Genomic DNA, 19,508 nt, shown 5'->3' with positions numbered 1-19,508 from the left:
CATGTTCTTCATCGCCGTGAAGGACATGGGTTTTTACTTTCAGGCACTTTGGCCCAGTGAGGATAGCGGGTCGGCAAGCTGCATGGCTTTGCTGCCGGATATCACGGCATTGCGGCCATTGCGCTTGGCCTGGTAAAGGCGCTGGTCAGCCTGCTGCAACAGTTTTTCGGCATCGCAGTCAGGTGTCCCTGCCGAAGTGGCGATGCCGGCACTGATGGTCAGCCACGGCCCGGTACAGGATGCCGGGTGGGGCAGGCGGCTTTCTTCCAGTCGTTTGCGTATGGTATCGACCAGCAACCATGCGCCCTGTTCGGTAGTGTCCGGCAACAGCAGGACAAATTCTTCCCCGCCGTATCTGGCCACCATATCGCCCGGACGACACAGATTGTTGGCCAGCAGACGGGCAACCGATTGCAGCGCCTTGTCGCCGTGGGCATGACCGAAATGGTCGTTGAACTGCTTGAAACAATCGACGTCGATAATCGCCAGCGACAGCGGCAAGCCGGAGCGTTTGCTGCGTTCGATTTCACGCTCCAGCGTCTTGTCGAGTTGCCGGCGGTTTGGCAGCTCGGTCAGGCCATCAATATTGGCCAGAATTTCCAGCATGTGCCGCTGGCGCGCGAGTTTCAGATGGGTAGCCACCCGCGCCTTGACGATGACTTCATGCAAGGGCTTGGTGATGTAATCCACCGCACCGTATTGCAGGCCTCGGGCCTCATCTTCCGGCGTGTCCTTGCCGGTAATGAAAATCACCGGGATATCCTTGGTGCGGCGGTCGGCCTGCAGCCGATGCAGTACGCGATAGCCATCCATCTCGGGCATCACGACATCAAGCAAGATCAGGTCAGGTGTCTGCTCACGTGCGAGCTTCAGACCCTGCTGGCCATTCTTGGCCATCAGCACGCTGTACTCGGGTTTGAGTACGCCGTCCAGCAAGTGAAGATTGATGGCAGCATCATCAATAATCAGTATTTTGTGTAGTGGGCTCATCGGCATTGTCCGCGGCCGAGCTTAATCTCGACACCAGGTTTTGTGCATACTGCAGGGCGGTTTCGTACTCGATTTCATCCAGCAAGCTGGCAATCTGCTCGCAGTCCGGGTGCAGGGCAGGCGGCAGCGTTTTTTTCAGCTGTTGCAGGCAATCACCCGCTCGCGAATCAGCCTGTGCCAGAAAATGCAATAACAGCGAGGCCAGTTTCGCTGACCCTGTTACCGATAGGGTTTCGACATGGCCAGTGTATGGCTTGTCATTTGTCATGGCCAGTGTATCGGCCAGATTCGCAATAACTTTCGTCAGCTCTTGTATTAAATCCGGCAGCAAAGCGGCGGCTTCGTCTGCTGTTGCTTGATGAATGGCATTTTCGATGCGGCTGGCAGCGTTGGCGAGTCGCTGTTCGCCGATATAGGCAGCGGCAGATTTCAGACCGTGCATGTGAAAAGCAATGGTATCCGCCTCGCGTTGCAGGCAAAGGGCACTCAGGGTTGCCGGCATGTCCTGGTAAAAGTGCAGGAAATGGCGAAGCAGTCTTTGCTGTTGCTCGGTATTCACGCTGGTGTTGACGGCTGGCAGGGCCTCGACAGCCCGGGCGGCCGGCAGCCAGCGCTCGAGTACGCTGGTCAGCTCGCGATGGCTGACCGGCTTGCTCAGGTGGTCATTCATGCCGGCGGCCAGGCTGCTTTGCCGGTCACTTTCCATCGCATTGGCGGTCAGGGCGATGATGGGTGTGGATTGATAGCGCGGATTGGCTCTGAGGTGGCAGGTGGCCTCGAGGCCGTCCATCTCCGGCATCTGAACGTCCATCAGGATGATGTCGAAATGGCCATCACCGGCAATCGCCAAGGCCTCTTTACCGTTTTGTGCGATATCGATGACAAGGCCCGAGTCTTCCAGCATGCCCAGCACCACTTCACGATTGATATCGTTATCGTCTACCAGCAGTAGTCGCAGATCATGCCAGCCGGCATGATCACTGGATGCTGGTGCCAGCGTGGGCTGCTCGCGTAAAGGTTGCCCGCTGCTTTGTTGGGCCTCGATCAGAGCCTGATACAGCGACAGGCTGCTAAGCGGTTTGTCGCCAAGCTGGCATTGTGCTGGCGCTTGCCAGTTATCGGGCAGGTTTTGCAGCCCTTTGGCGCTGATAAGCAGGCTGGGGCAGGACAGTCCGGCGGATTCTATCTGCGCCAGTGTTTCGCAGCCGTTCCAGCCGCTCATGTCCTGATTGATCAGCATGAGGCTGAACGGAGCGTTATTCCGGCTCTGTCCTTGCAGGCAGATCAGCGCCTCCAGCCCGCTGCTGGCCTCTTCAAACGCAATGCCGATAGCTGCCAGGGCGGATCGGGCTGCCTCGCGGTTGTGCTCGTTGTCATCGACCAGCAGCACTCGCGTTGCAGCAGGCAGGGCAGGCAGTTCGCGCTCGCGCAATACCGGGAACCAGGCGCTGAAGCTGAAACAGCTGCCTTGCCCCGGCAGGCTTTCCACCCCGATTTCTCCACCCATCAGCTCGACCAGCTGTTTGCAGATGGCAAGCCCCAGGCCGGTGCCGCCAAAACGGCGGGTAATAGAGCTGTCGGCTTGCTGGAATGGCTGGAACAGCTTGGCGCATTGTTCGGCGCTGATACCGATACCGCTATCCTGCACACTGAAGCGCAAGCGGCATTTGTCAGCCTGAGTCTCGGTGACACTGATGCGAATGGCGACCTGGCCCTGATCGGTAAACTTGGCCGCATTGCTGACAAGGTTGTTCAGGATCTGCTCGATACGCAGGCGATCGCCTTCGATCACGGCCGGCAGTTGCGGGTCGATTTCCAGAATCGGCGTCACCGCCTTGTCCTTGGTGCGCAACACCAGCAGATCACTGACCTGGTTGATCAACTCGTCGGTTTCCAGCGGCATCAATTCGAGGCTCAGCTTGCCGGACTCGATCTTGGACAGATCCAGAATGTCATTGAGCAGGCTTTGCAGCGACTCGCCGGCCTGCAGGATTTTTTTCAGATAGCCGGCCTGACGGGGGGTGGGCTGATGCTGCATCGCCAGTTGCGCCATGCCGAGGATGGCATTCATCGGCGTGCGGATTTCGTGGCTCATGTTTGCCAGGAACAGCGACTTGGTCTGGGTGGCATCCTCGGCGCGAATGCGCGCCTCTTCCATCCGGTTTTCGGCCTCCTTGCGCGCGGTGATATCCATGCAGACAATCACGATGCCGCTGTCGGCTTTGTCAGGATCCAGATACTTGATCTGCACCGCGCACCAGATGTCGTGACCACTGCGGTGGCGGAAGCTGCGGTCTAGCGCATGGCCGTCAAACTCGCGTGCCAGATATTGCTCGCCTTGCTGGTAGCTCTCCTCATCCGGATAGAAAACCCGTGTGGACTGATTCGCCAGCTCGCTCTGCTGGTAGCCGAACATGCCGGCAAAGCCCGGGTTGCAGCGGATAATGCGGCGCTGGCGGATAAAGGCAATCCCCATCAGCGCATTGTCCAGCGTGGCTTGCTGCTCGCGGCGAATAGTCTCGAGGTGGGCGGTACGTTCGTTGACCTGTTCTTCCAGCTGGTCGTAGAGGCGGGCGTTATCGATGGCAATCAGTGCCTGCATCGCCAGTACGCGCAGGAACTCGACGCGTTCGTGGCTGAAGGCATTGCGCATCAGATTGTTTTCCAGATACAGCAAGCCGGCAACCTGGCCGAAACGCAGGATGGGCATGATCAGCACCGAGCGCGGCTTGCGGCTCTGGCAATAGGCATCGCCGGCAAAGCGCTCGCTATTGGCCAGGTCGGCCTCGACCAGCACCTGGCCGGTGCGATTGACATAACGTAGCGCGCTGAGCGGCAGGCCTATGTCAGTCGCTGTATCCAGCGAAATCGTTTGACCAAGCACCTGAATCTGCTTGCCCTGACCGCGTGCGGCCAACTGCCATTGCTGCTCGTGCTGAAGCAGCAGGGTCACGTGTTCTGCTCCGGCATTTTCCAGCACGATATCCAGCAGGCGCGACAGTACGCGCTGCATGCCCAGCTCGCTGGACAGGGCGAGGCTGGCCTTCAGGATTGAGGACAGGTCCAGCGACAGCAGGGTGGTATTGGCATGCATGCCGGTAGCCGGCTGGCGCGTTGCGAGCTTGTTGGCCACGCGTGGTGCCAGTTGCGGATAACGGGTTTCCAGTTCGCGGACTTTGGCGCTGGCGCCCCAGGCCTGATAGGCCGTTTTGGCCTTGCCCAGATAAAGTTCGGCAATATCGTTCTGTGCCATGCTCAGCCACAGCTCGGCAAAGCGCTCGCAAGCCAGCGCTTGCAACTGGGTGTAGCCGTGTCTGGCGGCCAGCTCGATCGCCTGCTTGTAAAGCGCCATCGCGTTGTGCCAGTCGCCGGCATTGCGGGCGATTTCGGCTTCAAGCAACAGCTGGCGATGCTGGTAGTTTTCCGGGCAGTGATGTGCCCAAGTCTGCAGCTGGCTGAGTATCGAATCCAGTTGGGCGGCCAGCGCGGCGGTGTCATCCGCGGGTGTCGATTCGCGCAGCGCGGCAGCAATGATCAGACCGGCATAGGTATAGGCCTCGGCAACCTTGCATTGCCCGGCAATGGAGATCGCAATCAGTGGCAACTGCTGGCAATGTGACAGGGCATCAGGCTCGCGCAGCAGGCAGGCGGTGCGCAGCTTGGCCTGGTAGTAGTAGGCCAGATGCAGGGGGTGCGCCTGATAGCGTTGCAGAAATTCGGTTTCGGCTTCGCTGTCGTGCTCCTCGCCCAGTAACTGGCGAGCCGGCTGCAGGCTGCCCCAGCGCACGGCATCGGCCATATCGCGCTGGCCGGTGTGGTGCAGCAGCTTGATGTCGTCTTCGCACTGGCGCACGACATCGGGCAGGAAGTGGCCGGCAATCATGCGGTCCGAGGCGCGTACTGCCAGCAGATAGCCGACGGTGACTAGATCGCCGCCTTCGAGGCTCCAGTTGAGGGCCTTGTCGTAGCAGTTCAGCGAGTGCGACAGATGACGATTCCAGTGACTGGTGAATACCGCATACAAGAAATGGGTGTTGCCGCGTACCGACGGATTGCCACGCTGATCAGCCAGCAATACCGCGCTGCGGCCAACCTTGTCGCCCTCCTTGAACTGGCCGAACAGCGCGCCAACCAGAAAAGCATGCAGCACATAACCAAGCGGTGACAGGTCGCTATGGCCATGCGCGAGCGAGGTTTTGACCATGGCCAGTGCCGAAACCATATAAGGCGTCAGCTGGCCGGACAGATAAGTCGCCTGGCACATGCCCAGCAGCAACTGCATGGCAAGGATGGACGCCGGGTCGCGCATTTCCGGGCGGGACAGCAGCCAGGTCTCGTCCATCGAGAACAGGGTGTCAGCCAGCGTGGCAAAGTCTTGCTGGATGCCGCTTTGCATGGCTTGTTCATCTTGTGGCAGCGGCATGCCCAGGAGGCTCAGGCCAAGGTGCTGGATGGCGATTGCTTCATGATTGCGGCCCTGCAACAGCAGCTGGCTGCTGTGCAGCAGATGGCATTCGGCCTGCTGCAGCGGGCTTTGGCAGCAGGCTAGCGCGGCCGGGTATAGCGCCTCGGCTTGCTCGAACAGGCCGCAAAGATAAGAGGTTTCTGCCAGCCCCAGCAGGATGTCACGGCGCAAGGTCTGGTCCGCATCTGTCGGCAGCATGCTCATGGCCTGTTGCATGTGACGGTTGGCCGCAAGATAGGCCGCGGCCTCCTTGGCCTTGCGGCCGGCCTGCAGATTCAGCCGGGCAAGGCTGATGCGCTCGGCCGGATCGCTGATCAGCGGGTGGGCGGCATTCAGTTGCTCGGTGATGGCAAACAGCTTGTCCTCACGCTCGGCATAGCTGGCCAGCAGGCAGCGGCCAATGTGCAGATGCTGTTTTTGCTGTTCGCTGGCCGAGGACAGCGCATATGCAGCCTGCTGGACGCGATCATGCAGGAAGCGATAGCTCATCGGCAGCAGATGATCTTCCGACAGGTATTTGTAGCGGCCATCTTGCGGACGCAGCAGATCCTGCTGCAGGGCCGGCCACAGGCCATGATGGATGGCGTAGGCCGACAGATTGGCAATCACTGCCAGGGTCTCGAGATCAAAGCGGTTACCGAGGCTTGCGGCCAACTGCATCAGGGTTTGCGTCAGTGCCGGCAGCTTGCGGATTTTTTCGACCATCAGGTCGACTACATTGTCGGCAAAGCCGGCATCGTCAATTGCCTGCAAGGACCATGACCAGCTTTGCAGCTCGTGCCGGTACAGCAGCAGGCCATTGTCGTGAATGGTGTGCAGGAACTGCGACAGGAAAAACGGATTGCCGGCGGTCTTGTTCAGGCAGCATTCGGCCAGCGGCCGGCAGCTGGCAACCGGCTGATCGAGTGCGGCAGCCAGTAGCTGGCTGATGTCTTCCAGACTCAGTGGTGACAGTGCGAGGCAATTGACGGGCACACCAGCCTGCTGCAGTTTTTCGGTCAGCGCATGGATGCCGTGACCGGGTTCCAGCTCGTTGTCGCGGTAGGCACCGATCAGCAGCAAGGGCATGCCTTGCGGGCTGGTCAGCAGTTTTTCCATCAGTTGCAGAGTCGGGCTGTCAGCCCATTGCAGATCATCCAGAAACATCACCAGCGGGTGAGCCGGCGTGGCAATGGTGGCAATCAGTTGTTCTATCTGGCGATGCAGGCGATTCTGGCCTTCCTGGGCCGAGAGCGCCTGCGCACTGTGGCCTTCGCCGATCAGCAAGGGTAGCTCGGGCAGCAGGCTGCACAGTTCGGCGGTGTAGTCGCCGAGTTTTTTCCTGAGTTCACGGCCGAGTTCGGCCAGCTTTTCGGCCGGCTCGGTCAGCAGTTGTCCGAGCAGGTCGCCCAGCGCCATCACCAGCGCGGCGTAGGGCTGGTTGCGTTTGTACTGGTCGCATTTGCCGGCGGTGTAATAGCCGTGCTGCGCCGTCATCGGCTTATGCACTTCGTGCACGAGGGCGGTCTTGCCCATGCCGGATTGGCCGGTAATCAGTACCAGCCCGGCCCGGCCGTGGCGAATGCCGGCGTAGGCCTGCAGCAGCTCGGCGGTTTCGCGGTCGCGACCGAACAGATACTGCGGCAATTGCAGGCGAGTATTGTGCTCTTCCAGCAGCTGTTCGCTGTCGGCCAGCTTGTGCGCCAGCACGGCCAGGCATTGCTGCAGATCGTGCTGCAGGGTCGCGGCATGCTGATAGCGATCTTCCGGGTTTTTGGCCAGCAGCTTGGCCAGAATCGCTTTCAGCATCAGGGGGGCATCGGCAAAACGCGGATGCTCGAAAGACACGGCCTCAGCCATATGGCAATGCACCAGCTCGACCGGGTCAGCCTTACAGAAGGGAGGTTGGCCGCACCACAGCTCGTACAGCGTGGCACCAAGCGAGTAAAAGTCGGCACGGTAATCGAGTGTGCGGTTCATGCGGCCGCTTTGTTCCGGTGCCAGATAATTGAGGGTGCCTTCCAGCAGTGCCAGACTCTGCATGGTGGGCACTTCCTGCTGCAGCTCGCTGGAGATGCCGAAGTCAATCAGCTGCAGCTGTTTGCGCTGCGGGCTCCAGATCAGGTTGGCGGGGTTGATGTCCTTGTGGGTGATGCCTTGCTGGTGCAGGTAGTTTAGCGCCTCGGCAGCCTGGATGGCGATGCGGCACCACAGGGTGTCGTCACCAGCTATGCTGCCTTCAGTCAGCAGGCGATCAAGCGAGACCGCCTCGCTGTCTTCCATGCTCAGTACCCAGTACAGCGACAGCTGCTGCAGCTCGAGTGCCCGCACGATGCCAGGATGCTCAAGCTGGTTGGCAAGGCGGAACTCGCGGCGGAACTGCTCCAGCAGCAAAGTGGTGTCGCCGGGGGCCGACAATATCTTCAGTACGACGGCAAGATTGTCCTGCTGCCTGATGGCGCGACAGACGAGGCTGCGGCTGCCTTGGTACAAAACCTCGCTGATATCGTATCCGGGCAAGACAATCATGATTTCCACTCTCTTTTTGGTACGTGCCGAGTATGCAGTATGCCACCCGCAAATGACAGCGGGTGGCATGGGGACGACGGGTTTAGCGCTTGATCTGGCAGGACACGCCACTGATGGCGGCGGCGGCCTGCAGGCCAGAAATCACGGTGGACTCCACGCAACCCATATTCAGCGAGCCGTTATCAATCCAGTCGCCGGCAATCAGCAAATTGGCAAAGCCGGTGTCGCCTGCTTTCAGCCGGTACTGGTTGGTGCCGGCGGCATTGCAGACATAGCGCTCGGTCGGCTCGACATTGGCGCGGAAGTACTGGCTGTCAAGACGCGCCTCGCCGGCCTGTTCGTCCAGATCGACCAGTACATTCCAGTCCAGCGCCTTGCCGTCGGCCTGGGTGGCAAACGGCCACAGGTGGCCGGCGTACTGCTTCAGCCACTGGCCGGCCATCTCGCGCACCCGCGCCTTTTCGCGTGCCGGATAGTCATGGTCGCTATAAGGCGGAATCGGATCGACCTGTTTGAGGTTGTTGCAGAAGTAGGCAATGCCGAAAGGCTGTGCCGACAGCGGCCAGTTTTCCTTGTCCAGCGTCTGGTCCATCGCTGCCCAGGTATTGAACGGCTCGGCATAGCCATCCAGCACCGGGCTGGCGCTGTTCCAACCGGTTTCTTCTAGGTTGACGTTCAGCCACAGCTGCATCGCCATGCTCTGGCTGGTGTTGCTGTGGGCCAGCATGTCGCGCCAGCGCGGGTTGGCCGCAGCCAGCTCTGGCGTGATGTCGTGCAGCGCCGCCACAGAAATGCCGAGCACCACCCGGTCGAAATCCGTGCCCAGTTGCAGGCGCTTGCGCGCCACCGGCTGCCACGGGCTCCAGGAGGATTCCAGATCGATGCCTTCGGCTTTCAGCTGCTGGCCTTGCTGCAGCTGGGCGTACAGCGGCACTGACGGCCAGCACGGCAGGCCTTTGACGTCATACAGCGGGTTGTAGCAGGCAAGGCCAGGCTTGAGCGTGGCCTGTACGTCGATATCGATGTGGCTGATGGTCTTGCCGTCGGCGGCAACTCCGAGATTGCTGACTTTGTGGAAGAACTCGAACTTCACCCCGCGCTGTTTCAGCAGCTGATACAGCGGCGTCATCACCGTATCGCCCATGCCGGCCTGCATCTTCCACATCACCGCGCCCTTGTAGCACAGTGAAACCAGGATATAGGCATGCAGCAACTCGCCGGCCGAGACATTGCCGCCGATGCCGACATCGCCCGGGGCAATCACGTTCTGGCCGTTCGGGAAGGCAAGGCACAGGTCATAGAAGGCACGGATCGGTGCCGAGTTGGCCGCTGCCTGGCTGGCACCGTGGCGGATCAGCCATTCGGTAAAATCATACTGGTTGATGGCCTGATAGCCATGCAGCAACACGCCATCACTGAGCACGCCTTTGGCGATGGCGAGGCTGATGTCCAGCATGGTCAGCATGCGGCGGATCGTGTCGATGACCTCGCCGAACGGCGCCAGCATCTGTTCGAGCAGGTCGCGCAGCTCGGCCAGTACATCCAGCCAGTGCTGAACCGACTCGCCGCTGAGTGCCGACAGCAGCTTGATGGCGTCGTCTTCCGCACTCGGGAAAACAGCTTTGTGGCTGGCAAGACGATCCAGCAATTTGCCCAGCAGATGTTCGGTGCCCAGCTCGATCGCCTGGCCGACCGGGGCCAGCAGCTTGCCCAGCAGTTGATGCAGTGGCGAATCGTGGCTGGCCTGCTGGCAGCGCGTCAGCAGCTGTTGCTGGACGCCTTGCTGCTTGTCTATATGCTGGCTCAACTCGCTGTGCAGATTGTCGAGCAGGCTGCGCAGCTGGGTGAAGAAGCGGGCCGGGTGGTCGCTGTGCGCCTCGCCCTGGCCCGGCACTTCCTGATTGGGGCGGAATTGCAGCGGCCAGTGATGCCAGCGGCCGCCAAAGTATTCTTCCAGCACGATGGTGCTGTGCTTCTTGAAGGCGGCATCCCAGGTGGCCAGCGGGCTGTTGGCCGGGCGCGCCAGCTCGGCGTAGCAATCCTGCATCACGCGGAAGGCGTTGTCGTAATAACCCAGCCAGATATGCAGGCCGTGCTCTTCAATACGGTCGCCGATTTCCGGATTGCGACCGCTGGCGCCCTTGCCACCCAGTCGCCAGCCCATCTGGTACAGGGTGATGTCGTATTTCTGTTGCCAGCCCGGCTCCTTGGTCAGCGCATAGACAGTAGCCAGCGAACCGATGCCGCCACCGAGTACCGCAATCTTCTGTTTGGGCGGATTGACCGGCAGCTGGGTCTTGCCGGTCTCCAGCGCGAAATCGACTTTGCACCAGAAGCCGGTGGCCGGCACGGTGTCGAATTCGGCGGCGCTGTTGCTGATCTGCAGACCAAGGTTGGCCGCAAGCGGGTGGCTTGCCAGCCTGGCAAACTGCAATTCTTGCGTTTTGAGCTTGCCATCCGCCAGCCACGGGAAGGCACCCTTGAATCGCTTCAGGCTGAAGGTGGTGCTGGTGATGCTGCGACTTTCGGCGGCTGCCGCATTGCTGATGTCGGGGAACTGCTTGATGAAAACGGCAGGGCAGTGCGCCAGAAAATCATTGGCGATGTCGCCCAGCAGCTGGCCGGTTTCGCCGCAGAACCACTGCTTGCCTATAAAGGTTTCGACCAGCCGGGCGGCTGCGCCTTCGAGATCATCCCAGATCGCGGCCGGGATATCGCCGCCGCCGTTTTCCAGTTTCAGCAGTTCGCAGTCGCTGGCCTGGCTATTCAGCCCCAGGCTGCGGAAGGCCTGTACCTTGCCGCTGAATTGCGGGTGATAGACATCCAGCTTGCCGGCAGGGTAGTGGAAGCTGGCCTGCTGCTTGCGAAAGCCGAACATTTCGCGGCCGGTGGTGACGGCGGTAAAACTGTCAGGAAACAGATAGGGCAGAAACAGGGCCGGGCGGAATTCGCCGTGCAGCAGAGCATTGTGGTCGTAGCACGGAATCCAGAACGACAGCTCGGAATAGCGATCCTGCCCCCAAGGCTGGCCTTGCAGATCATTACATTGCGCTGTCATCTGCGCCATGATCATGGTCACCAGCGGCTTGTTGTCCGGCAGCAGCAGGCGATAGTCGTATACGCCTTGCGAGGGCTGGTTAAGGTAGGTATCCAGCAGTGCGGCCAACTCGCTGCGGCCAGCCGGCAGCAGGAATACGGCCATGTCGGCATCGTCTAGCGGGTAGGGCTGGCAGGCAATCGGCAAACCGACCTGATCGGCAATATAAGGCAGCATTCACATCCCCTCTGTTATCTGACAGGCGCGTCATGATTGTCGGGTATTTTTATTGAATAATTACGAATGAATGCAAATAAATCTCCGCTGCCGGCTTGTCAATGTCGTATGGATGCCTGCCAGCTTCGCCATCCGGCGCTGGCAGGCAGGGAAAGCCCGGCTGTCGCTTCCCCCTGACTTGCCGATACGGGTAGAATTCAAGACTGTTGCCAATTCCTTAATTGATTGTTAAAGCCACATGCTCACTTTTCAGGAAATCATTCTTACCCTGCAGCACTACTGGAACCGTCAGGGCTGCGCCTTGCTCCAGCCGTACGATACCGAAGTGGGCGCAGGCACCTCGCATACCGCGACCTTCTTGCGCGCCCTCGGCCCGGAGCCGTGGAACGCTGCTTATGTCCAGCCTAGCCGCCGCCCGAAAGACGGCCGTTATGGCGAAAACCCGAACCGCCTGTTCCAGCATCACCAGTTCCAGGTCGTGCTGAAGCCGTCGCCACCGAATATTCAGGATCTGTACCTGGGTTCGTTGCGCGAACTGGGTATTGACCCGGCGATTCACGATATCCGCTTTGTCGAAGACGACTGGGAAAACCCGACGCTGGGCGCCTGGGGTCTGGGCTGGGAAGTCTGGCTGAACGGCATGGAAGTGACCCAGTTCACCTATTTCCAGCAAGTCGGCGGCCTCGATTGCAAGCCGGTACTGGGCGAGATCACCTATGGTCTTGAGCGTCTGGCGATGTATCTGCAGGACATCGAAAACGTCTACGAGCTGATCTGGACCCGTCTGCCGGACGGCACGCCGGTAACCTACGGCGATGTGTTCTTCCAGAACGAAGTCGAACAGTCGCGTTTTGCCTTCGAGCACAGCAATGTCGAGCTGCTGTTCAAGCAGTTTGCCGATTACGAGGGCGAGGCCAAGCGCCTGCTGGATGCCGGCTTGCCGCTGCCGGGCTACGAGATGATCCTGAAAGCCGGCCACACCTTCAACCTGCTGGATGCGCGTGGTGCCATTTCGGTGACCGAACGTGCGGCCTACATTGGCCGCATCCGCAATCTGGCGCGTGGCGTGGCACAGGCTTATTACGACGCGCGGGAGGCTCTGGGCTTCCCGATGTGCAAGAAAGACTAAGCCATGAAGACGTGGGCAGCGGCATTTGCCTTGATTATCGCCACGCTGGCCGGGCTGACCTGGTATCTGACCAGTCAGCGCGAGAAGCCGGCGATGGAAGGTGATTTCCAGGTTTACCAGTCCGGCGCAGCGCTGGAGCTGTCCATCGATCTGGCGTCTATCGCCAATGTAAGGGACGGTTTCGTCCGCTTCACCAATCAGGAGCGTTACAGCGAGACCAAGCACGAAGACAAGCTCGACATCGACTACCGCATCCGCCGTCTCGAAGGCCGTGCCGACTGCCAGAAGCAGCAGTACGCCTTTGTCAATGCCTCCTACTGGACGGCCGGCGGCAAGCATCTGTACACCCAGATGTTCCAGTTGCAGCGCTATAACTGGGAGTTCTCCGCTGTCGAGCCCGATTCCGTGGCTGATGCCATGATGCGCATCGTGTGCCGTCTCGCCCCTAACGCCACCAGCCTTGATATCGAATGATCATGACTCAACAGACCCTGCTGATCGAACTCCTCACCGAGGAGCTGCCGCCAAAGGCACTGGAAAAGCTGGCCAACAGCTTTGCCGACACCATTACTGACGAACTGAAAAAACTGCAGTTTGTCGCTGCTGACGTGGCGGCCAACGTTTACGCCAGCCCGCGCCGTCTGGCGGTGCAGATTCCGGCCGTTGCCGCCATTCAGCCCGACCAGCACATCGTGCGTCGCGGCCCGGCAGTCTCCGCCGGCATGAAGGATGGCCAGCCGTCCCCGGCACTGGCAGGCTTTGCTCGCTCCTGCGGCGTGGACGTATCGGCGCTGACCACCACCCATGACGGCAAGCAGGATGTATTTGCCTACGAATCCACCAAGGCCGGCGAGGCACTGTCCGCAGTACTGTCCGGCATCGTGGCGACGGCACTGAAAAAGCTGCCGGCACCGAAGCTGATGCGCTGGGCTGATCTGGACGTACAGTTTGTGCGTCCGGTACACGGCCTGATGATGCTGCACGGCGAGCAGGTGATTGCCGGCGAGGTGCTAGGTCTCTCCAGCCGCAATATCACCCGTGGCCACCGCTTCCTGTCGGCTGGCGATGTCACCGTGGCCAATGCCGATGCCTACGCCCGTACCCTGGCTGAAGAAGGCAAGGTGGTTGCCAGCTTCACTGCCCGCCGCGAGCTGATCCGCCACAAGCTGGCCGAAGCGGCTGCCCGTCTGAACGCCACCATCGCGGCGCCGGACGCGTTGTTTGACGAGGTGACTGGCCTCGTTGAATGGCCGGTAGTACTGGAAGCCGGCTTCGAAGCCGAGTTCCTGAACGTGCCGCAGGAATGCCTGATCCTGACCATGCAGCAGAACCAGAAATACTTCCCGCTGCTGGATGCGCAAGGCAAATTGATGAACCGCTTCCTGCTGGTGTCCAACCTGCAGACCGAAGATCCGCGTTACATCGTCGGCGGCAACGAGCGCGTACTGCGCGCGCGTCTGTCCGATGCCAAGTTCTTCTACGAACAGGACCAGAAGCAGCGTCTGGACAGCCGTCTGGCACGTCTGGCCGGCGTGGTTTACCACAACAAGATCGGCAGCCAGCTGGAGCGCGTCGAGCGTCTGCAGACCATCGCCGCTGCCATCGCCGGCAAGCTCGGTGCGGATCAGGCGTTGGCCGCACGCGCAGCGTATCTGGCCAAGGCTGATCTCGTGTCTGACATGGTTGGCGAGTTCCCCGAGCTGCAAGGCATCATGGGCCGTTACTACGCACGTCTGGACGGTGAAGACGCGGTGGTGGCGGATGCTATCGAAGGCCATTACCACCCGCGTTTTGCCGGCGACAGCCTGCCGCAAGGTGCGATCGCCACTGCTGTGGCACTGGCCGACAAGCTGGAAACCATCGTCGGCATCTGGGGCATCGGCCTGATTCCGACCGGTGACAAGGATCCGTTCGCGCTGCGCCGCGCCGCGCTGGGTGTATTGCGCATGGTGCTGGAGCAACCTCTGGATCTGAAGGCGCTGATCGCTGACGCCGCAGCCGCCTTCCCGGCCGGCCTGTTGTCCGCCAATGTGGTCGACGAGGTGTACACCTTCGCGCTGGAACGCCTGAAGAACTACCTCGCCAACGACTACAAGGCCGACGAGATCGACGCCGTGCTGGCGCAGGTACCTAGCCAGCTGAATGAGGTCGCTGCCGTACTGGCCGCCGTGGCTCAGTTCAAGGCACTGCCGGAGGCGGCAACGTTGGCCGCAGCCAACAAGCGCGTGAAAAACATCCTGAAAAAGGCCGAAGGCGATATCGCTGCGGTCAATCCGGCGCTGTTTGCCGAGGATGCCGAGCGCGCACTGTTTGCCGCGATCAGTGAGCTGGCACCGGCGGTGGAAGCCAAGTTTGCCGCCCACGACTTTGCCGGCGCGCTGACCCAGCTGGCTTCGCTGCGTGCACCGGTTGACGCCTTCTTTGACGGCGTGATGGTGATGGCAGACGATCTGGCCGTGCGTGGCAACCGCATCGCACTGCTGGCACAGTTGGCCGCACTGTTCAACCGCGTAGCGGATATCTCGCTGCTGGCGGACTGAACGCCTCACTACTCAAGGCCGTAACACGAACAGGCAAGCCGGCTTCCGGCTTGCCCTTCGTGATTTGGCGAAACTCGCTGCCTGACAAGGCGCAAAGGGAATCATGAAACTCGTCATTCTCGACCGTGACGGCGTGATCAACGCTGATCGCGACGATTTCGTCAAAAACACCATGGAATGGCAGCCGCTGCCGCGCAGTCTGGAGGCGATTGCCAACCTGACCCAGGCCGGCTGGCGTGTGGTGGTGGCGACCAACCAGAGCGGCATCGGCCGTGGCCTGTTCGACATGCATGCCTTGAATGCCATGCACGAAAAGATGCACCGGCTGGTGAATCAGGCTGGTGGCCGTATTGATGCCGTGGTGTTCTGCCCGCATACCGCAGTCGACGAGTGTGATTGCCGCAAACCGAAGGCCGGCATGGTCGAGGACATCATGGCGCGCTTCAATGTGCGTGGTGACAAGCTGCCGCTGATCGGCGACAGCCTGCGCGACCTTGAAGCCATCGTTGCAGTTGGCGGCCAACCTTTGCTGGTGCGTACCGGCAAAGGCCCGCGCACGCTGGAAAAGGGCGGCTTGCCCGAGGGCACGCTGATTTTCGACGATCTGTTCGATGCCGCCGATTACCTGATCAATCTGGAAGAACAAGACTAGATGTTGCTGCTGCGAAACCTGATCTACTGGCTGTTGCTGATTCTGCTGACCCCGCTGTTTTTCCTGGCGCTGTTCATTGCCGCACCGCTGCCGCGCCGCAAGCGCCACATCGTCGGCGAGAGCTGGGCGCAAATGCTGACCTGGCTGCTGTGGCATGTGGTCGGCCTGCGCTACAAGGTGATTGGCCGCGAAAACATCATCAACGAGCCGGCCATCATCTGCGCCAAGCACCAGTCCGGCTGGGAAACGCTGTCCCTGCAGAAGATTTTCCCCTCGCAGATTTTTGTCGCCAAACGCGAGCTGCTGCTGATCCCGTTCTTTGGCTGGGGTCTGGCGCTGATGAACCCGATTACCATCAACCGTTCTGATCGTGCCACGGCCAACCGTCTGCTGATGGAGCAGGGCATCAACCGCAAGAAACACGGTTTCTGGATCAGCATCTTCCCCGAAGGCACCCGCATCCGGCCAGGCCTCGCCGGCAAATACAAGCTCGGCGCGGCACGCATGGCCAAGCAGCTCGATATGCCGCTGGTGCCGGTGGCGCACAATGCTGGCGAATTCTGGCCGCGCAATGCCTTCCTCAAGTACCCGGGTGAAATCACCGTGGTGATCGGCCCAGCTATTCGTCCGGCGGATTATGCCGGCCCCGAGGCGATGATGAAGGCGGCCGAAGCCTGGATCGAGGCGCGTCAGGCCGAGATTGGTGGTGTGGGCCCGTTTGCCCACCCGGAACAGCGCAAGCAGCGTCGTGCTGACACTGTCTCTGCCTGAGGGTGACTTGCCGGTCAGGCTGACGCGGCGCGCCCGGCGCAGCATAGGCCTGAAGATCAAGGACGGCGAGATCGAGCTGATCGCGCCGCCACAAGTGCCGCTGGCACGCTTGCAAGAAATCCTGCTGCAAAAACGTGACTGGCTGCGCAAGCACTGGCTGCAGCAGCAGGCACAGCGCGACCTCCCGGCGGCCAGGCTTGTGCAGCAGATATTGTGGCGCGGCGAGGTCTGGCCCTTGCAGTTGCAAGCGGCTGCACGCTGGCGTATCGCGCTGCAGGATGGCGTGATTGCCGTGAGCGGGCCGCAGCTGGATGACGAGGCCACGTTGGCCGCAAGGCTGCAGCAATGGCAAAAACAGCAGGCCAAGGTGCTGATCGGCGAGCGGCTGGCGCTGTTGGCCACGCGTGCGGCACGGCCGCTACGCAGCTGGGCGCTGTCGTCGGCGCGCACGCGCTGGGGCAGCTGCAGCGCCGATGGCAGCATCCGTCTCAACTGGCGCTTGCTGCAGGCACCGCCGGCGATACTCGATTATGTGATCGCGCACGAGCTCGCCCATCTGCTACACATGAATCATTCCGCCGATTTCTGGGCGGAAGTCAGCCGGCTGTATCCTGACTGGCAGACCGCCAGGCGCTGGTTGAAACAGCACGGCCACACCTTGTTTGCCCTCGGTTGACGGCGCAAGGTTTCTGTCTGCCGGTGGCAAGAGCCGGTCCGAAGTATGCGTGTTGGCGAGAGACAAGGCACTTCAACACCATATCTTCTGAACGCCGCAGGCATTGAACAGGCTCCAAGGCTTTCCCGTACTGGATTTTGCCGAGCAGGCCCCCATCTGCCGATAGACTGCCGCAGTTTGCGGCCAACCTTTGAAAGGTATTCCGATGCGTCTTCTGCATACCATGCTCCGCGTGGGCAATCTCGAACGTTCCATTGCTTTTTACACCGAAGTTCTCGGCATGCGCCTGCTGCGCCAGAGCGATTATCCGGATGGCCGCTTCACCCTGGCCTTTATCGGTTATGGCGAGGAGTCCGAGCACACCGTGATCGAGCTTACCCACAACTGGGATACCGCAAGCTACGAGCTGGGTAATGCCTTCGGCCATCTGGCCATCGAGGTGGAAGATGCCTACGCCACCTGTGATGCCGTGCGTGCCAAGGGCGGCAAGGTGGTGCGCGAAGCCGGCCCGATGAAGCACGGCACGACCGTGATTGCCTTTGTCGAAGACCCGGATGGCTACAAGATCGAATTCATCCAGAAGGGCAGCCGTCAGGGCGAGAAGGACTGAGTATCCGCCCGGCCGCTCAGCTAGCGCATGGCCAGCCGGCCGGGATTTGCCTCGCGGCAGGGCAGATGTTTTCGCGCAGAATCAGGCAAGCCAGTCTTGTGCTGTCTAGAATGCGCTTGTCTGCTGATTGCCGCGACACGGGATGGGGGCTGCCATGAAGCTGCTGGCGCTGGGAAAAATACTGCTATTGCTGAGCGCGACACCAGCGATGGCCGAGGTGGTGTTTGCCGCCGAGGATGACTGGATGCCGTATACCGGAGTCAGCGGCGGGCGCAGTGTCGGCCTGACGGTAGACATCCTGCGCGAGGCACTGGCCAGTCAGGGGGTGCAGGTGCGCTTCGAAGCTTACCCGTATGCACGCTGTATGGAGCTGGCACGGGTTTCCAAAGTAGCCGGCTGTTTCAATACCCAGCGTACCCCGTCTTACGAACCTTATTACCGCTACGCCAACACGCCGCTGCTGATGGGCAGCGTCCATATTTATGCCCTGAGTTTCCAGCAGCCAGAAACACCGTTGACGGTGAAAGATCTTGAGGGCAAGCGGGTCGGTATTGCGCGTGGTTACACATTTGGCCGGGCATTTGATGATAACGACAAGATCATCAAGGATGAGTCTGTCACCGAAGTACAAGCTTTTCGCAAGCTGCGGGTTGGCCGCACGCTTTATGTCGTTGCCTGGGAGGGCACGGCCAGGCGCATTCTGGCGCAAGATGCCGAACTGGCCAGTCGCGTTGCAGTCGTTGGCCATCTGCCGGAAGGGCAGATAGATGTGTCGTTTGCCCGAGATTATCCTGGTGGGCAGGCGCTGGTGCAGCAGTTCGATAAAGGCATGGCCTGGCTGAGCAAGAGTGGCCGGCTGGCTGCTATCAAGCAGCAATGGTTGCCGGCTGCAAAGCCCTGATTCAGACGAGGCGCAGGCACTGGATCGCGCCACGCTCCATACTGAAAGTCACCGGCGTTTCGCCGCACAATTCTCCATCCAGTTCCAGCGCGCACTGCCGGCCGATGCCGCTGATGCCGAGTTCGCGCCCGCGCAGATAGCGGATGCGCGGATCATCCAGCTGCTTTGCCTGGCGCAATTGCGGCAGCATCCTGACAAAGTCGAGGCTGTTGGCACGAGAAATCATGATCAGTTCGAACAGGCCGTCATCGAGGCTGGCATGCGGTGCGATGCCCAGCCCGCTGCCGAAAAAGCGGCCATTGGCCACTGACACGCACAGAAACTCCCCGCTTATCTCTTCGCCATCCAGTGTCAATTGCATCGCTTCGGGTTTGTAGCGCAATAGCGCGCTGATCACCGCCAGATTGAAGCTCACACTTGCCGGCAGCCAGGCCGGCAGACGCTTGACCCGGCGGACAATATCGCTGCTTATGCCGATCGAGGCGATATTGTTGCACCAGCGTAATGTGCCATCGCTACTCTCTACACGAATCAGGTCGGTCGGGTGGTAATGGCCCGCCGCCATCATCGCCGGCAGCTGGCTGATATCGGCGCTGCTGTTCAGGCTGCGAAAGAAATCATTACCGGTACCGCTGGGCAAAACGCCAAGCACGGTGTGCTGTCTGGCCTCGGCCGGCACGCTCATCATGCCGTTGATCACCTCGTGCACCGTGCCGTCGCCGCCGACCGCTATCAGCCAGCGGGTGCCGGCCAGCGTTGCTTCGCGCGCAAAACGCGTGGCACTGTCCGCCGTGGTGGTCAGCATGATGTCGATGTCGAAATGGTCGCGAAATGGCGCCAGCAGATGTTCTGGCAGTCCGTTCGGGCAGTGGCGGCCGTGTAGGATGAAGGTGATGCGATCGGTATGGCTCATGGGCAGGCTTGGCGTGACAAGGATGTCATTATGCGCCTGAAATGCCGGCTCACAAATGGCGAGTTGTCGGCACGGCATT

The 19,508-nt window shown here is 60.6% G+C and carries 12 protein-coding genes; 8 read left to right on the top strand and 4 right to left on the bottom strand.

Annotation, left to right across the window (positions count from 1 at the left end):
- Window positions 1–39: 39 nt before the first annotated feature.
- The 3 genes from ACZ9W6_RS12115 to ACZ9W6_RS12105 form a co-directional block, all read right to left on the bottom strand.
- A complete protein-coding gene (locus ACZ9W6_RS12115; RefSeq protein WP_465191419.1) occupies window positions 40–990 on the bottom strand; it encodes a GGDEF domain-containing protein in 951 nt (316 codons plus the stop codon).
- Complete coding sequence (locus ACZ9W6_RS12110; protein ID WP_465191418.1) at window positions 959–7,963, bottom strand: protein kinase domain-containing protein; 7,005 nt, start codon at window positions 7,961–7,963, stop codon at window positions 959–961. Before ACZ9W6_RS12110 ends, ACZ9W6_RS12115 begins: the two co-directional genes overlap by 32 nt.
- 82 nt (window positions 7,964–8,045) lie before the next feature.
- Window positions 8,046–11,237: an NAD(P)-binding protein gene (locus ACZ9W6_RS12105; RefSeq protein ID WP_465191417.1), complete on the bottom strand. Its 3,192-nt coding sequence runs from the start codon at window positions 11,235–11,237 to the stop codon at window positions 8,046–8,048.
- A gap of 238 nt (window positions 11,238–11,475) precedes the next feature.
- Between ACZ9W6_RS12105 and glyQ the strand changes: the two genes are divergently transcribed.
- The 8 genes from glyQ to ACZ9W6_RS12065 all read left to right on the top strand — a co-directional run bounded on the left by glyQ (window position 11,476) and on the right by ACZ9W6_RS12065 (window position 18,516).
- Complete coding sequence (glyQ, locus tag ACZ9W6_RS12100; protein ID WP_465191416.1) at window positions 11,476–12,366, top strand: glycine--tRNA ligase subunit alpha; 891 nt, start codon at window positions 11,476–11,478, stop codon at window positions 12,364–12,366.
- A 3-nt stretch (window positions 12,367–12,369) separates the two neighbouring features.
- Entirely contained in the window at window positions 12,370–12,840 is a 471-nt protein-coding gene (locus tag ACZ9W6_RS12095; RefSeq protein ID WP_465191415.1) for a surface-adhesin E family protein, read from the top strand.
- Between the two features lie 2 nt (window positions 12,841–12,842).
- Window positions 12,843–14,906, top strand: coding sequence for a glycine--tRNA ligase subunit beta (gene glyS, locus ACZ9W6_RS12090; protein WP_465191414.1), 2,064 nt, complete (start codon window positions 12,843–12,845; stop codon window positions 14,904–14,906).
- Window positions 14,907–15,009: 103 nt separating this feature from the next.
- A complete protein-coding gene (gene gmhB / locus ACZ9W6_RS12085; RefSeq protein ID WP_465191413.1) occupies window positions 15,010–15,558 on the top strand; it encodes a D-glycero-beta-D-manno-heptose 1,7-bisphosphate 7-phosphatase in 549 nt (182 codons plus the stop codon).
- Window positions 15,559–16,329, top strand: a complete 771-nt coding sequence (locus tag ACZ9W6_RS12080; protein ID WP_465191412.1) for a lysophospholipid acyltransferase family protein — start codon at window positions 15,559–15,561, stop codon at window positions 16,327–16,329.
- Complete coding sequence (locus ACZ9W6_RS12075; protein ID WP_465191411.1) at window positions 16,307–17,005, top strand: M48 family metallopeptidase; 699 nt, start codon at window positions 16,307–16,309, stop codon at window positions 17,003–17,005. The genes ACZ9W6_RS12080 and ACZ9W6_RS12075 overlap by 23 nt, the downstream gene beginning before the upstream one ends.
- Window positions 17,006–17,210: 205 nt before the next feature.
- Window positions 17,211–17,615, top strand: coding sequence for a lactoylglutathione lyase (gloA, locus tag ACZ9W6_RS12070; RefSeq protein ID WP_465191410.1), 405 nt, complete (start codon window positions 17,211–17,213; stop codon window positions 17,613–17,615).
- Between the two features lie 154 nt (window positions 17,616–17,769).
- Window positions 17,770–18,516, top strand: coding sequence for a substrate-binding periplasmic protein (locus ACZ9W6_RS12065; protein ID WP_465191409.1), 747 nt, complete (start codon window positions 17,770–17,772; stop codon window positions 18,514–18,516).
- Between the two features lies 1 nt (window position 18,517).
- Here the strand turns inward: ACZ9W6_RS12065 and ACZ9W6_RS12060 are convergent, their stop codons facing one another.
- Complete coding sequence (locus ACZ9W6_RS12060) at window positions 18,518–19,429, bottom strand: diacylglycerol/lipid kinase family protein (RefSeq protein WP_465191408.1); 912 nt, start codon at window positions 19,427–19,429, stop codon at window positions 18,518–18,520.
- Between the last annotated feature and the right edge of the window lie 79 nt (window positions 19,430–19,508).

Source organism: Vogesella lacus (assembly GCF_979366295.1).
This window is presented reverse-complemented; position numbering and strand designations above follow the sequence as displayed.